This is a genomic window from Clostridium sp. AF17-21AC, from assembly GCF_003461365.1.
Classification (GTDB): domain Bacteria; phylum Bacillota; class Clostridia; order Lachnospirales; family Lachnospiraceae; genus Coprococcus; species Coprococcus ammoniilyticus.
The window spans coordinates 235,502-249,514 of sequence record NZ_QTWY01000002.1; the positions used below are offsets into that span (position 1 = coordinate 235,502).

The 14,013-nt window shown below is 38.9% G+C and carries 13 protein-coding genes and 1 tRNA gene; 4 read left to right on the forward strand and 10 right to left on the reverse strand.

What is annotated here, in order from left to right:
* The first annotated feature begins 74 nt into the window (after positions 1-74).
* Together DWW85_RS04020 and sigE are read left to right on the forward strand one after the other, a co-directional pair.
* Entirely contained in the window at positions 75-620 is a 546-nt protein-coding gene (locus DWW85_RS04020) for a sigma-E processing peptidase SpoIIGA (protein WP_347470670.1), read from the forward strand.
* A gap of 7 nt (positions 621-627) precedes the next feature.
* A complete protein-coding gene (gene sigE, locus DWW85_RS04025) occupies positions 628-1,326 on the forward strand; it encodes an RNA polymerase sporulation sigma factor SigE (protein ID WP_226801017.1) in 699 nt (232 codons plus the stop codon).
* A 7-nt stretch (positions 1,327-1,333) separates the two neighbouring features.
* Here sigE and DWW85_RS04030 read toward each other — a convergent pair whose 3' ends face one another.
* Positions 1,334-1,555, reverse strand: coding sequence for a hypothetical protein (locus DWW85_RS04030; RefSeq protein ID WP_021943823.1), 222 nt, complete (start codon positions 1,553-1,555; stop codon positions 1,334-1,336).
* Positions 1,556-1,631: 76 nt separating this feature from the next.
* Here DWW85_RS04030 and DWW85_RS04035 point away from each other — a divergent pair.
* Positions 1,632-1,715, forward strand: a tRNA-Leu gene (locus DWW85_RS04035).
* Positions 1,716-1,849: 134 nt separating this feature from the next.
* Here DWW85_RS04035 and DWW85_RS04040 read toward each other — a convergent pair.
* The 8 genes from DWW85_RS04040 to ruvA all read right to left on the reverse strand — a co-directional run bounded on the left by DWW85_RS04040 (position 1,850) and on the right by ruvA (position 10,764).
* The gene (locus DWW85_RS04040) at positions 1,850-2,743 is read right to left on the reverse strand and encodes a class B sortase (RefSeq protein WP_181986496.1); all 894 of its coding nucleotides are present in this window, start codon (positions 2,741-2,743) and stop codon (positions 1,850-1,852) included.
* Positions 2,744-2,863: 120 nt separating this feature from the next.
* Complete coding sequence (locus DWW85_RS04045; protein ID WP_008400781.1) at positions 2,864-3,316, reverse strand: NUDIX domain-containing protein; 453 nt, start codon at positions 3,314-3,316, stop codon at positions 2,864-2,866.
* A 143-nt stretch (positions 3,317-3,459) separates the two neighbouring features.
* Complete coding sequence (locus DWW85_RS04050) at positions 3,460-4,941, reverse strand: penicillin-binding transpeptidase domain-containing protein (protein ID WP_242996024.1); 1,482 nt, start codon at positions 4,939-4,941, stop codon at positions 3,460-3,462.
* Positions 4,883-6,268: an FtsW/RodA/SpoVE family cell cycle protein gene (locus DWW85_RS04055; protein WP_117807591.1), complete on the reverse strand. Its 1,386-nt coding sequence runs from the start codon at positions 6,266-6,268 to the stop codon at positions 4,883-4,885. Before DWW85_RS04055 ends, DWW85_RS04050 begins: the two co-directional genes overlap by 59 nt.
* Positions 6,268-8,643, reverse strand: a complete 2,376-nt coding sequence (locus DWW85_RS04060) for a U32 family peptidase (RefSeq protein ID WP_117807592.1) — start codon at positions 8,641-8,643, stop codon at positions 6,268-6,270. Before DWW85_RS04060 ends, DWW85_RS04055 begins: the two co-directional genes overlap by 1 nt.
* The gene (locus tag DWW85_RS04065) at positions 8,633-9,034 is read right to left on the reverse strand and encodes a cell division protein ZapA (protein ID WP_008400777.1); all 402 of its coding nucleotides are present in this window, start codon (positions 9,032-9,034) and stop codon (positions 8,633-8,635) included. Before DWW85_RS04065 ends, DWW85_RS04060 begins: the two co-directional genes overlap by 11 nt.
* A 107-nt stretch (positions 9,035-9,141) precedes the next feature.
* On the reverse strand, positions 9,142-10,149 hold the full coding sequence (ruvB, locus tag DWW85_RS04070) for a Holliday junction branch migration DNA helicase RuvB (protein ID WP_347465363.1): 1,008 nt from the start codon (positions 10,147-10,149) through the stop codon (positions 9,142-9,144).
* Between the two features lie 12 nt (positions 10,150-10,161).
* Complete coding sequence (ruvA, locus tag DWW85_RS04075) at positions 10,162-10,764, reverse strand: Holliday junction branch migration protein RuvA (RefSeq protein ID WP_117807593.1); 603 nt, start codon at positions 10,762-10,764, stop codon at positions 10,162-10,164.
* Positions 10,765-10,897: 133 nt separating this feature from the next.
* Here ruvA and DWW85_RS04080 point away from each other — a divergent pair, with 133 nt between their 5' ends.
* On the forward strand, positions 10,898-11,962 hold the full coding sequence (locus DWW85_RS04080) for a ribonuclease H-like domain-containing protein (protein ID WP_117807594.1): 1,065 nt from the start codon (positions 10,898-10,900) through the stop codon (positions 11,960-11,962).
* A gap of 85 nt (positions 11,963-12,047) precedes the next feature.
* Here DWW85_RS04080 and DWW85_RS04085 read toward each other — a convergent pair whose 3' ends face one another.
* On the reverse strand, positions 12,048-14,000 hold the full coding sequence (locus DWW85_RS04085; protein WP_117807595.1) for a bifunctional 4-hydroxy-3-methylbut-2-enyl diphosphate reductase/30S ribosomal protein S1: 1,953 nt from the start codon (positions 13,998-14,000) through the stop codon (positions 12,048-12,050).
* Positions 14,001-14,013 lie beyond the last annotated feature (13 nt).

The window sequence follows — 14,013 nt, forward strand, 5'->3', positions numbered from 1 at the left end:
ATAGGATTTTCAGTCTAAAAAACAGGGATTTTATCCCCTGTTTATCCACATTTGTCATTTTACGTCGGTATTCCTTGGTTTCAAATTCCTTAATCCGACGTATTATTTCACTGCATCTATATATAATTGCATTTGCAAATCAATTGAAAGAAAAAAATATGAATTATTTTTCCAATTTGTTTATTGGCAGAAAACAGAATGTTGTACAGGCAACCGGCTATCTGGATACCGGCAATACGCTGAAAGATATTTCAACCGGCAAACATGTGGTCATCGCCTCACCGGAAATCATGTATGACCTGTTGCCCCTGCAGCTTCATGCGCTTGTATACGATTATACAAATGGGATCCAGCCATTTGATCGAAAGTCCTCCATCTATATGCCGGAGGGCATCCACCTGATCCCCTACCGAACGATCAGTTCGGAATCGGATCTGATGCTGGCATTTGACTGTGACTTTTTCTTTATTAATAATCATATAATCTGCAACCGGCCACTGATCGGGATCAGCAGACATACGTTACAGATCAGTCATATGAAGAAATGTATTTTATTAAATTCAGTATATATGAGAAAGGTAAGAAACTATGATAAACACATTCGCAAATCGAGATTTTAAATTTTCAATGGTATCCAATATTATGACCTTATTTCCTTCATCCTCCAGAGATGTCCATTACATAGGCGGGTGTGATATTCTTCCTGCCCCATTAGAACCATATGAAGAAAGTGCCATGGTAGCCGGACTTGGGAACGGCGACGATCAGGAGATTAAAAAAATACTGATTGAACGGAATCTTCGTCTGGTTGTTTATATTGCAAAGAAATTTGACAACACCGGAATTGGCGTAGAAGATTTGATCTCAATCGGTACGATTGGACTGATCAAAGCAATCAATACCTTTAAATGCGACAAAAACATCAAGCTGGCAACCTATGCATCCAGATGCATCGAAAATGAAATCCTTATGTATCTCCGCAGGAACAGCAAACTCCGCATGGAGATTTCGATTGATGAACCATTGAATGTTGACTGGGATGGAAATGAATTATTATTATCTGACATTCTTGGAACCGAGGAAGATACGGTTTACAAGAATATGGAAACAGAAATGGATCATTCCCTGTTAACGGCAGCAGTCTCTCACCTGACAGAACGGGAACGTACCATTATTGAATTGCGGTACGGGATCAACACGATTAACGGTGTAGAACGCACCCAGAAAGAAGTGGCTGACCTGTTAGGAATCAGCCAATCTTATATCTCCCGTCTTGAAAAAAAGATCATAAAGAAACTAAAAAAAGAAATAATTAAAATGAGCTGATCAGCCTTTAATGATGATAATCGGAAAGTTTTACCTTATATCCGTCAACCATCTGGCGCATTTTCTGGTAATCCTTTTCCTTCAGATCTCCGGATTGTTTCAGATCTTCCACCATCTGATCCAGCTCCTTTAAGGCATCATGTGCCAGATCCTTATAATTGTTTGCAAGATTCATATTCATCTCATTCAGCTTTGCATTCAGTTGTTGTTTTACACTACGTTTCATCATTGTTTCGCACCTCATTTCAGGAAATAATCATTGACACTGTTGTAGCCATGTGTTACTATTACAAAGGTTCACAGATGCCGGCATGTCGGAATTGGCAGACGAGGCAGACTCAAAATCTGTTGGTGGCAACATCGTGCGGGTTCAAGTCCCGCTGCCGGCATTCTTTGTATTTTGCTTAATAAAAAATCTAAGTTTTAAGCCATTTTGTGGCTTTTTTTATTACTCAAAATGCAGGCATTTCAACTATTTTGCCCAATATTTGCCCGCTAGATGCACACCCAAATACAGACTCTTTTACTGCAGCCGGCTGTTGTTGCCGATCTTCTTTGCAACCACAACAAACCGTCCATCTTCTGTATGATACGTACAGGTGGATAAGGTCAGCAGCTTGTCCCCATAGGATGCCGTTTCTTCGATCGTATATGGTGTATTTGCTTTTACCCGGCTGACATAATCATCAAATTTCTCTTTTGATCCCGCATCTGCAAAGTCATATATATTATAATGCTCTGTATCCCCTTCCGGATAGGCTTTTGTATAAAAGGCTGCGATCACTGTATATGTACCCGGTCCATCTAAGGTATCAAATATGATCGTCTGATGTTCTTTATAGAAATCTTCATCTTCATATTTTAACAGATCATGAAACATCGTCCCTGCTTTCATATTATGTCCGTATATAATGACATTGTCAGATACCTTCCCTGTCGGGGAACAGTTTGCTGCAGCAAATAACGTACCAGCAGCACTGTAATCCCCCTGAAAATTCCGATGGATATAATATTTTTCATTTTCTGGCGTATACATGACCGGATAATCGATTCTTGTTCCATATATATACAGCCATCCAACAAAGTCTGTATTCTCCTCATATACAGATGCGTACTTTTTATAAACCTTTTTTTCCTGTACTGTTGTATAAACCGGTTTTCCAGTTTCTTCCGTACAATTGTCCTGCTCCACTTCCAGTTTGATCTCTGTAAATGCTGACTCTGCCTGTCTGCTGGTAAAAAAATAAACACCCAGATAGCAGCCACAGCCAAGGAAAACAAGTACACATACTGCAAGTATAAGATTTAACAATATTCCATTCTTTTTTCTTCCACTCTGTGATGAATTCTCATGGTCATTGTTTTGCGTTGCCATTTCTCTGTTATCAGTTTCTTTCCTGTCTGTTAATCCGTTCATCCGAACCAACATCCTTCCTTGATCACTTTTTCATTTTTGTGTTATTTCTGTACGCCTGCCATTCATTATCCTGAAAGTAAAAAATCTGACCATTCATAATAAACAGTCAGATTTTGAACCTTAAAAATACTTTCTGCTTCCCCAAAGATTATTCCGTTTCAGTTCTACATACTCTGCATATGCCTGTTCCAGAATATCCTTTTCGTTCGGAAACTTCAGAAGGTGGTAGGCTTCATGATACTTGTAGTAACCGGAATCCACAAAATATTCTTCACGCTGCGGTTTGCTGTAATAGCTGTCCGCCATCATCAAATACCAGTGTACATCCTTGTTTACCACATCAAAAGCAGTATTAAATGTATAATTGCTTTTTCCTACATACTTAATAATAGATGCGCTAACACCTGTCTCCTCTTTTACTTCTCTAAGTGCAGTCTGATTATGCTCTTCACCTTTCTCAACTGTACCCTTCGGGAGAACCCATCCTTCATATTTGTTTTTGTAGTTTTTGTACAGTAATAATACTTTTCCTCTGAAGATTACCACACCTCCACAGCTTGTTGCTTCGATCACAGCAGTTCCTCCTGTCTTTTCGGTGTTGTAAATGCTTCAAGTTCTACTCACATTCGACTACGAATAAAACTCTGAACCGGCTTACCCTGCCAGTCCTTAATTGGTTATAAGTATATCAGTATTACTGCATTATTTCAAGCTGATTAATTATAATATGCATCAAATATCTTTCTGGCGATTGATGTTGCAGATGCTCCGGTATTACTTGCATTTTCTATCAGAACGCAGACCACCAGATCCGGATTATTGACATTGGCGAAACCTATAAACCAGGAGTGGGAATCCTTGTTCTCATTAAACTCTGCAGTTCCCGTCTTACCTGCTACTGTATACTCAGCTCCTGAAAAATAATCGGACGCTGTACCATATTCCGTTACCGACATCATAAGCTCTGTCAATGTCTGTGCTTCTGCTGAGGATATGATCCTGCCATAAGAATCCTTGGAGAATTTTTTTACAACGCTTCCGTCACAGTTCTCAATACGATCCATCATATATGGCTTCATAAGAACCCCACCATTTGCGATTGCACACATGATCATCGCATTATGAAGCGGCGTGATCAGTGTCTCTCCCTGTCCGATTACTGTCTGTGGAATCAGGGATTTGTCTGTTTTTGATGTCATGGTATAACTGGACTTCTTATAATAGCCATCATACGGCAATTCTTTATTATACAGAAAGTCTCCGCACAATTTATTTAATGCATCCATATCAAGTTTCGTTCCGATATTGGAAAAGGATGTATTACAGGAATATGCCAGAGAATCCTCCAGGCTAACGGTTCCGTGCACCTTATGATTATAGCAGTGAATGGATACACTGTTAAATATGCCATCTCCCTCACATTCATAGGAATATGACTTATAGTTGGGATTTTCTCTTATATATTCCAGTGTTGTAAGGATCTTAAATGTCGATCCCGGCGGATACATTCCCTGGGTTGCACGGTTTAGCAGGCAGGAGCTGTCCGAATTTGCTGTTTCTTCTATAACAGAGGAGATCTGGTTCGGATCAAAATCCGGCTTTGAAACCATTGCTTTGATTTTTCCAGTTGATGGCTCGATCGCTACGACCGCACCATCATTATCACCAAGTGCATTATATGCTGTACTCTGCAGATCATAATCCAGTGTTGTTATAACATTATTTCCCATATCCTTCTTATCAGATAATGCATGATAAATACGATATAAAATATTCTGGTTAGATGTCAGCAGATAATAATTGGAAACCATTTCCAGACCTGCCTGTCCATTGCTATCATAACCAACTGCATGTGCAAACATATTGCTGTATGGGTAAACTCTGGTTTCGTTTCCATCATCATCCGTTTTTGTCTCCGCCAGAACAACTCCGTCATCTGAAATGATCTGACCTTTTATTACTGTTTCTGCATACAGATTCTGTCTTTTGTTGTATGAATTTGCAATATCTGAATCTGCATCGATGACAACATATTTAACAAGATGCACCATCATGCCGATAAAAATAAATATAACAAAATATGTGATCACAAGAACAGGAACATTCTTTTTGTCATTTTTCTGTTTTTCCTGTGCTTCTCTACTCCCCTGAGAATACTTCTTCATGATTGCTTTGTTTGTAGACCGTTTGCTCTTCATTACCACCAACTCCATTATTTTCAAGTACACAGATTCCCTGAATGATTCCAAACAGGAATAATGTGCTCACAACTGAACTTACACCATAACTGACAAGCGGAAGTGTCACACCGGTAGACGGAATAAACTTTGTTACACCGCCAATATTCAAAAATGTCTGGAATATAAAACAGATCGTGAATCCAAATGCAACATTCTTATAAAATGAGTTACGGATCTTCATGGATATATTTATAAAATATATAAAACAACTGATATACATCAGGATCAGACACAGTGCAAACACAACACCCAGTTCCTCACAGATCGCAGAAAAGATAAAATCACTGGATGCTACCGGAACTGCTGTTGGAAGCCCTTTACCCAGACCTCTTCCTTCCATCCCGCCCGATCCGATCGCAAATAGTGACTGGCAGATCTGATATCCAGCGTCATTAATATAGGAAAATGGATCTAACCACGCGTTGATTCGGGTTGTTACATGACTGAATTTGTCTTTTAAAAGCGAATATCCAACCGTTGCAATGACTGCTGCACCACCCAAACCACCAATCAGGATCATTGTCTTCTGTGTTGCCAGATAGATCATCATAATAAAGATCATCATAAAGATTGTTGCACCACCCAGATCCTTTTCCGCTACCAGAATCAGCATAAAGATACCGGAAACAAGTGTTACTTTAATGTAATCTTTAAATCCCTTTGCTTTGTTTAAAGCGCTTGCCAGAAAGAATACAAATATAATCTTTACAAACTCCATCGGCTGCAAGGAAATCGATCCAATCTGGATCCAGTTTGTAGAGCCGTATTTGGATACTCCAAGAAATGGAACAAAGACTGTACTTAGAAAACCGATTCCAAGGATTGCATAGAAAATATCCCAGTTTTTCAGATTTTTGCATTTCATGATCACAAGCGGAATAAATGCCGTGATCACTAGTGTAATCGTTGCAAATGCAAACTGTTTTTTTGCCAAATCAAAATCCAGTCTGGTCAACATGACATATCCGATCAACAGCAAAAATGACATATTATTTGTGATCAGTCTGGAAGATTTCTTGTATATTCCATGATACGATACCATATATACAATAGAAACGATCATCTGCAACAGATAAAAGATCACGATACTGATCGTTTTATATTTTAAAAACAGTGTCAGATAACATAAAAAATGTATAATAAACACATAGACGATCTGCACATTTAATGCATGATTCTTTTTATCTTCCCGCACCGGTTTCAGCACCGTAAAACATTTAATTGTATACAGAACCATAAAAAATATGATCAAGTATTTTGATATCTCTGTAATAATAGTTGCCATTATTCAATACCCTTTATATAATGTCCTCTTGTATAATCCATCTCATCGAATTCTTCATCCATATCTCCGGCATGGAACTTCATGAGAAGCTCCATCACATTCTTCGTCTGATCTTCGTTTTCGATGGTAAAATCAATCAAATATTCATTGGTTATATCAGTATTTTTGTTATTTGTCAACTGTTTGATATTGTTTGTCGGAACCCCATTATATATAACAGAATAACAATCCCTGCAGTTATTCACATTATAAAAGCGATTGCCCTTTTCATCCCGGAACGAGAAACGTTCCCGTTTATTATAACCACATCCGTCCAGATAGTTATTAACAAAGCACTGGGCTGTGATCATAACCGGCTGATATCCATATAATCTTTCAATATCTGTTTCACAGAGACCGCTCCATTCCTGATGTGTCAGTTCCACAGAACTGATCAGCATCGCCTGTGGAAACAGCTCCTTATAGAATAAAACAGCTTCATCATTATATGCATATAAGAATGGATCAAGCAATACCATTCCCTTATATCCCTGTTTCTTCAGGAAACCAAGCTCATCTATATTCTTAATATAGATACCCTCAAACATTCCAGACAGAAAATACAGATCTTTCATTCCTTGTTTCTTATTCTCACGCAGGATATCCGGAAAGGATACATAGATCTTTTTATCTCCTCTCATTTTTCCGATTTCTGCTTCATGCACGATATTATAATCAATTATAACATGCTGTACCAATTTATAATTATTAACAATTCGAAATTGTTCTATTGTTTTTACAGATACATAACAACTGCTTACCATAGCATCTCTGGTATCTGTCTGTTTCTGATCATAAACAGTTTTCTCCGCCAGCAACTTCTTATCATCCGGTATCGTCCGTTTATATCGTCCGATCAATGCCTGCTCCAACTGGCGGACGGCTTCCCGTCTTAATACATTCAGACTTCCAAGAGAAATAAATATATTCTCATCGCACTCCGCTTCCAGATAGAAGTTAAATCCTGTTCCACCGGTCTTTGACAGCTTATCTACGATCTGCGTCACCTCAACCGGACGTTTTGCAGCCTGTGACACGCATTCTCCGCTTACCTTTACCGAGATATCATCCACATCTGAAAACAACTCCAGCATGATCGGCTTTCCAATTTTTGCAGTCACCTTTCCATAGATATCCGTCTGTTTTTCCTTCTGTATAAACCTTACATTAATATCATCAATAAGCGCATTATTTCTTGTCCGATAGACCTGCATATCTTTTCGGATCTGCCGAAGATTATTCGCATTCAGTCGGATCTTCTGTCCGGCCTGTGCGGTTATATTCGAAGTCAGTTCAATATTCTGTTCTGTTCCGGTACGGATCTCCAGAACATCCTTTGCCTGAATTCCACGTTCCAGACGGATGTATACATGGGGTGCTTCCACAGCTTCCACTTTACCAATCAATGTACCGGTATGATTCGGACGCTTGTTTGCAAGCATTTCCTTCCCGTTCTTCATATAATAATAGCCGGAAGAAAAACCACCGCGGTTATAGATATCCATCAGTCGGTCTGTATGATATTTGATCCGTTTCTCATTCACATGACCGTTTATGTATTCATCTGTGATCTCAGAATATGCATGAACTGCCGCAGCTACATACTCCGGCTTCTTCATTCTTCCTTCGATCTTAAAGGAATCAATCCCAGCCTCGATTAACTGTGGTAAATCCGCAAGTGTACACATATCCTTCATGCTGAGGGCATATTCATGATTAAACTTTCTGCTGTTATATGCCTTTCTGCATGGTTGCGCACAGCGTCCACGATTGCCGCTTCTTCCGCCTGCAAAACTGCTCATCAGACATTTTCCTGAATAGCAGAAGCACATCGCACCATGCACAAATGTTTCAATCTCAATATCAACTGCTTCTTTAATTGATTTTATTTCTTTTAAGGATAATTCCCTGGCAGGAACAAATCTTGTCAGCCCAAGATTTTTAAGAAATTCTGCCCCATAGGTACTGCATACACTCATCTGTGTACTTCCATGTAATGGCAGATCCGGATATGCCTGTGAAAGACTTCTTATAACACCGACATCCTGTACAATAATCCCATCTACACCTTCCCTGTAAAAAGGCTCAAGGTAAGGAATCAGTTTCTTCATTTCACTATTTTTGAGCAAAGTATTAACTGCCATATATAACTTCACATTATGAATATGGCAGTAATCAATTGCTTCCAGTAATTCTGTTGTATCAAAGTTTCCGGCAAATGCACGGGCGCTGAACATATCGCCTCCGGCATAGCATGCATCAGCGCCTGCACTTACCGCAGCTTTCAGCGCATCCATAGAGCCTGCCGGAGCTAAAATCTCAGGTCTATTTAACATTATTTTCTGCTTCCAACTTTATTATTTCTCTCTGCAGAGCATTGACTTTTTCTTTATATTCATCAATCATTTTCTGTGCAGATTCATATTTGATCTGTGTCTCGATCACTTCATGTCTGAGGTCATAAATCTGTTTGTCCTTATCGTCATCCTCCGTCAGCATCTGATTTACCTGAAGCTTCGCTTTGAAATAATCATCTGCGATATTAAGTGCAAGTAATACACTCTGATATTCTGCATTAAAACGGCGGTAACTTTCGGAAGACTGACATTCCTGGATCTTACCATTGATATAAGAAGCTACATTCTGGAGATATTCTTCACTTTCAAATCCGCTCAATGTATACACTTTATTGTTAATAACCACCGGGATATCATTTTTTTGTGACATGACTCTCCTCCTTTATATTTCATTTTATTTCTTTCATATATATTTTTTACCTGTACCATACAGGTATTATTTTCCCGTAATTCATTTATTGTATGGACTAAAATAACCTATTCGATAAATGCATCCAGTCCGAAATGCTTATAACACCGTTCTGTTACAACCCGTCCTCTCGGTGTCCGGTTGATAAAACCATTTTTGATCAGATATGGCTCATATACATCTTCAATCGTGCCGGAATCTTCCCCGATGGCAGCAGCCAGAGTATCCAGTCCCACCGGACCTCCACCAAACTTCTCTATCATTGTCATTAATATGTTCCGGTCTGTATTATCAAGTCCCATGGAGTCAACCTCAAGCTTATCCAGTGCTGTCTTTGCAACCTCATAATCGATACAGCCATTGTGGCATACCTGTGCAAAATCCCGGCATCTCTTTAACAGACGATTGGCAAGTCTTGGTGTTCCTCTGGATCGTTTTGCAATTTCAAGTGCGCCCGCATCATCGGTCTCTACACCCAGTACATCCCCGGACCGTATTACGATCTGCTTCAATTCCTCCGGTGAATAGAATTCCAGCCGATCAACCATGCCAAATCGGTCACGAAGCGGTGCTGTCAGCATACCGGCTCTTGTCGTTGCTCCGATCAATGTGAATTTCGGAAGATCCAGACGGATTGACCTTGCTCCTGCTCCTTTTCCGATCACAACATCAATCGCAAAATCTTCCATTGCAGGATATAAGACTTCCTCTACCTGACTGTTTAATCTGTGAATCTCATCAATAAATAATATATCATTCTCTGACAGATTATTTAAAATAGCTGCCAGTTCGCCCGGCTTCTCGATTGCCGGTCCTGATGTGATCTTGATATTAACACCCATCTCATTTGCAACTATGGATGCTAATGTCGTTTTACCAAGGCCCGGCGGACCATATAAGAGTAAATGATCTAACGGTTCATTTCTCCTCTTTGCCGCCTCAATAAAAATCTTCAGATTCTCTTTTACTTTATTCTGTCCAATATATTCATCCAGATACTTTGGTCTCAAACTATATTCACTATTTAATTCTTCTATATCTGCTTCTGTTGAAATAATTCTACCCACTGTGTCCACCTGTATCTGTTTTTATATTAATTTCTTCAATGCTGCCTTTAATATCGATTCTATATCCATCTGACTGGTATCCCCAATCTTTTTTACGGCAAGTGCTGCTTCGGAATTCGAATAGCCCAGATTTACAAGTGCAAGAATCGCATCTCTTGCTGCATTTAAATCTTGTGTATCCTGTACGATCGACTGCTCATAGGCTGCATCCATCATATCTTCCATCTTTAACTTATCTTTTAATTCCAATATGATCCTTGATGCACCCTTGGCGCCGACACCATTTGCTTTTGATATCGTCTTCGCATCCTCTGAGATCACCGCGAGCTGAAGCTCCTGGATCGTAAGAGCTGTAAGGATTGCCATAGCGACTTTCGGACCTACCCCGCTGATTCCGATCAAGATACGGAATACAGATAATTCCTCTTCTGAATGAAACCCATACAATGTCAATTCATCTTCTCTTATATACATGTGTGTGTATATTTTGATCTGCGTTCCATATGCTGGAATATGCTCAAGAAACTTACCAGATACGAAGATCCGATATCCCATACCGTGGTTATCGATCACTATATAATTCTCTCCTGCACTGACAAGTGCTCCTGAAATGTATGCTATCATAATAATATGTCTCCAAATTTTACTATGCCAAGTATAACACAGTTTTCTCATTATGGAAATATCTGATTGATTTTTTGATCGCAGGGGCATATCATGAGATTATTCGATTTTTTTACATTTGAGGTTACATACTATGATTCAATACGACTATACGATGCCACTTTCTTCAGTTAATCTGAACTGGATGAAAGAAACGCCGGATCAATATCTCTTCTTTGATATTGAAACAACCGGATTAAGCGCTGCCCGGTCAGATCTTTATCTGATCGGATATGGAACGATTCTAAACGACGAACAGTTTCGTATTACCTTATTATTCAATGATGACGGTTGTTCCGAGCCAAAGATGCTCGCTGCATTTAAGGATATATTGGCTGATTACAAATATCTCGTTACATACAATGGCGACACCTTCGATCTGCCATATATAAAGGAAAAATACCGACAGTTCCGTCAGGAGATATCCTTCGATTCAATTACCAGTATCGATGTCTATCGGAAAATAAGAAAATATAAAAAGCTGCTTCAGATGGATTCAATGAAACAGTCCGCTCTGGAATCTGTTATGGGAATGGAACGGGATGAATTTCACTCCGGCGGTCTTCTGATCGATACCTACCAGGACTATTTAGGTACAAAAGATACACAATTACAGGATATGCTTTTATCTCATAATAAGGATGACATCTATGGACTTTTCTATGTATCCGGTTCCCTTACACTTACTTCCTTCTTTGAAGGCAATTTTGCTATATCGAAAACTACCTGTACCGATACACAGTTTACGATCTGTATACAGACAGGAAGGCTTGCGATTCCATTTGATACCAACTGTAATGATATACATATATCAGGCATAGATGAAGTCGTGACGATCGATATTCCAGTTATCCATGATACACTGAAATATTTTTATAAGGACTATAAAAATTATTTCTATCTGCCACTAGAACAGACTGCTATCCACAAGGATGTTGCCTGTTATGTCGAAAGTGCTTATAAAGAAAAAGCCCGCCCGGAAACGGCATACACTACAAAAACAAGTTCGTTTATCCGCCAGAACAAGTTCAAGCAGTCACACATATTCAAATATGAACATACTGACAAAGATGGATATATTGAACTGAACGATACTTTCATCAATGACAGGATACAGTTAAAAGAATATCTTCTCAATATCTTAAAGCAGATCAAATAGTTCTGGAACATACATAAAACAATAAATACCCACTGATGAATATTCATCAGTGGGTATTTTACATTTTATAAAAAACAATCTTTGATTATTCTTCTACTGGAGCTTCAACAACTTCTTCTGTCTCTTCCGGAACTGGAAGTAATGCCTTTACGCTCAGGCTGATCTTCTTTTCTTCCGGCTTGAAGTCAACAACCTTAGCTTCAATCTCATCACCAATCTTATATACATCTTCTGGCTTTGCAACGTGATCGTATGAAATCTGTGAAACATGCAGTAATGCATCAACGCCTGGCTCTAATTCAACGAATGCACCAAAGTCAGTCATACGTGCAACTTTACCTGTTACAACTGTTCCAACAGCATATTTCTCTTCTGCATTTAACCATGGGTTTGTCTCATCAAACTTTAAGCTTAATGCGATCTTGTCACCATTGATGTCCTTGATGAATGCCTTAACAGTATCACCAACCTTGAACATCTTCTTAGGGCTTTCTACTCTGCCCCATGACATCTCTGAAATATGAAGAAGTCCATCAGCACCACCGAGGTCAATGAATGCACCGAAATCTGTTACATTCTTTACTGTACCTTCTACTGTCATGCCAACTTCAATCTTTTCGAATAATTCTTTTGCAGCTGCAGCTTTTCTCTCAACAATCAGTTTCTTTCTGTTACCAATGATTCTTCTCTTCTTAGGATTGAACTCTGTAAGCTGGAATTCAATATCCTGGTCTAAGTACTTATCAAGGTTCTTTTCATATAAGTCAGATACAAGACTTGCTGGAATGAAGATTCTTGTCTCTTCGTAAAGAACATTTAAGCCGCCATTTACAACCTGAACAACCTTACCTGTAAGAATGTCACCATTGTTAAATGCTTCTTCTAACTTCTCGTTTACTTTCTCTGCTGCAACTCTCTTGTATGAAAGAGCTACCTGTCCTTCACCATCATTTGTCTTGATAACCTTAACAGTGATTGGATCCCCAACTTTTACCAACTCTGTTAAATCGACGTTTGGAGTGTTTGTATATTCATTTCTGGTAATGATACCGTCTGACTTATACTTAATATCAACTACAATCTCATCCGGCTTAACACCAATAATTGTACCGTCGATAATCTCTCCCTGTCTGATTGACGCCTTGCTTTCATCATTTTCTAACATCTGTTCAAAACTTAACTCTGCCATGCTACTATGAACCTCCTTAATAATATAATTTGGGGTAGATGCCCCCGCAGTAATACCTACCCTACTAACGGATTCAAAAGTAGTCAAATCCAAATCAACGAGTGTCTGTATATAGTAAGTATTCTCACATTCTTGTTTACTAATATCATATAGCTTCTGAGTATTAGAACTGTTTCGACCACCTATAATGATCATAGCATCTACAGTCTTTGCAATATCTCTTGCTTCCATCTGTCGAACTGCCGTTGCATTACAGATTGTCTCATGAACAACCACATTATACAATTTTTTTCGAATAATATCAACAATATCTTTAAATTTATTCTTATTAAAGGTGGTTTGTGATACTAAACTGAAGTTAATATGCTCAAAATCCGGCTCATTTTCTATATTTTTCACCAAATTTTCCGCTTCTGAAACGCTTTGTACTGTATATGATTTCGTCTCACACCAGCCAATTATACCCTCAACTTCCGGATGATCTTTATTTCCAACAATGATTATGCGGTTCCCTTTTTGGCTCTCATCCTGTACGATCGTATGGATTTTTTTCACAAACGGACAGGTTGCATCTACCACATTGACATGTCTGGTTTCTAACTGTTCCATGACATCTTTTGATACTCCATGCGACCGGATAATAACCGTTTCATCTTCCTGCTGATCAAGCTCTGCAAGATCTTCGATCACCAATACTCCCTTTTTTCTCAGATCCTCGATTACTTCTTCATTATGAATGATCGGGCCATAGGTATATACATGCTGTTTCCCGGCTTCTTTATACGCTGTATCAACGGCACGTTGTACCCCAAAACAGAATCCGGCCGACTTTGCTAATATAATTTCCATATTTTGTCCATAC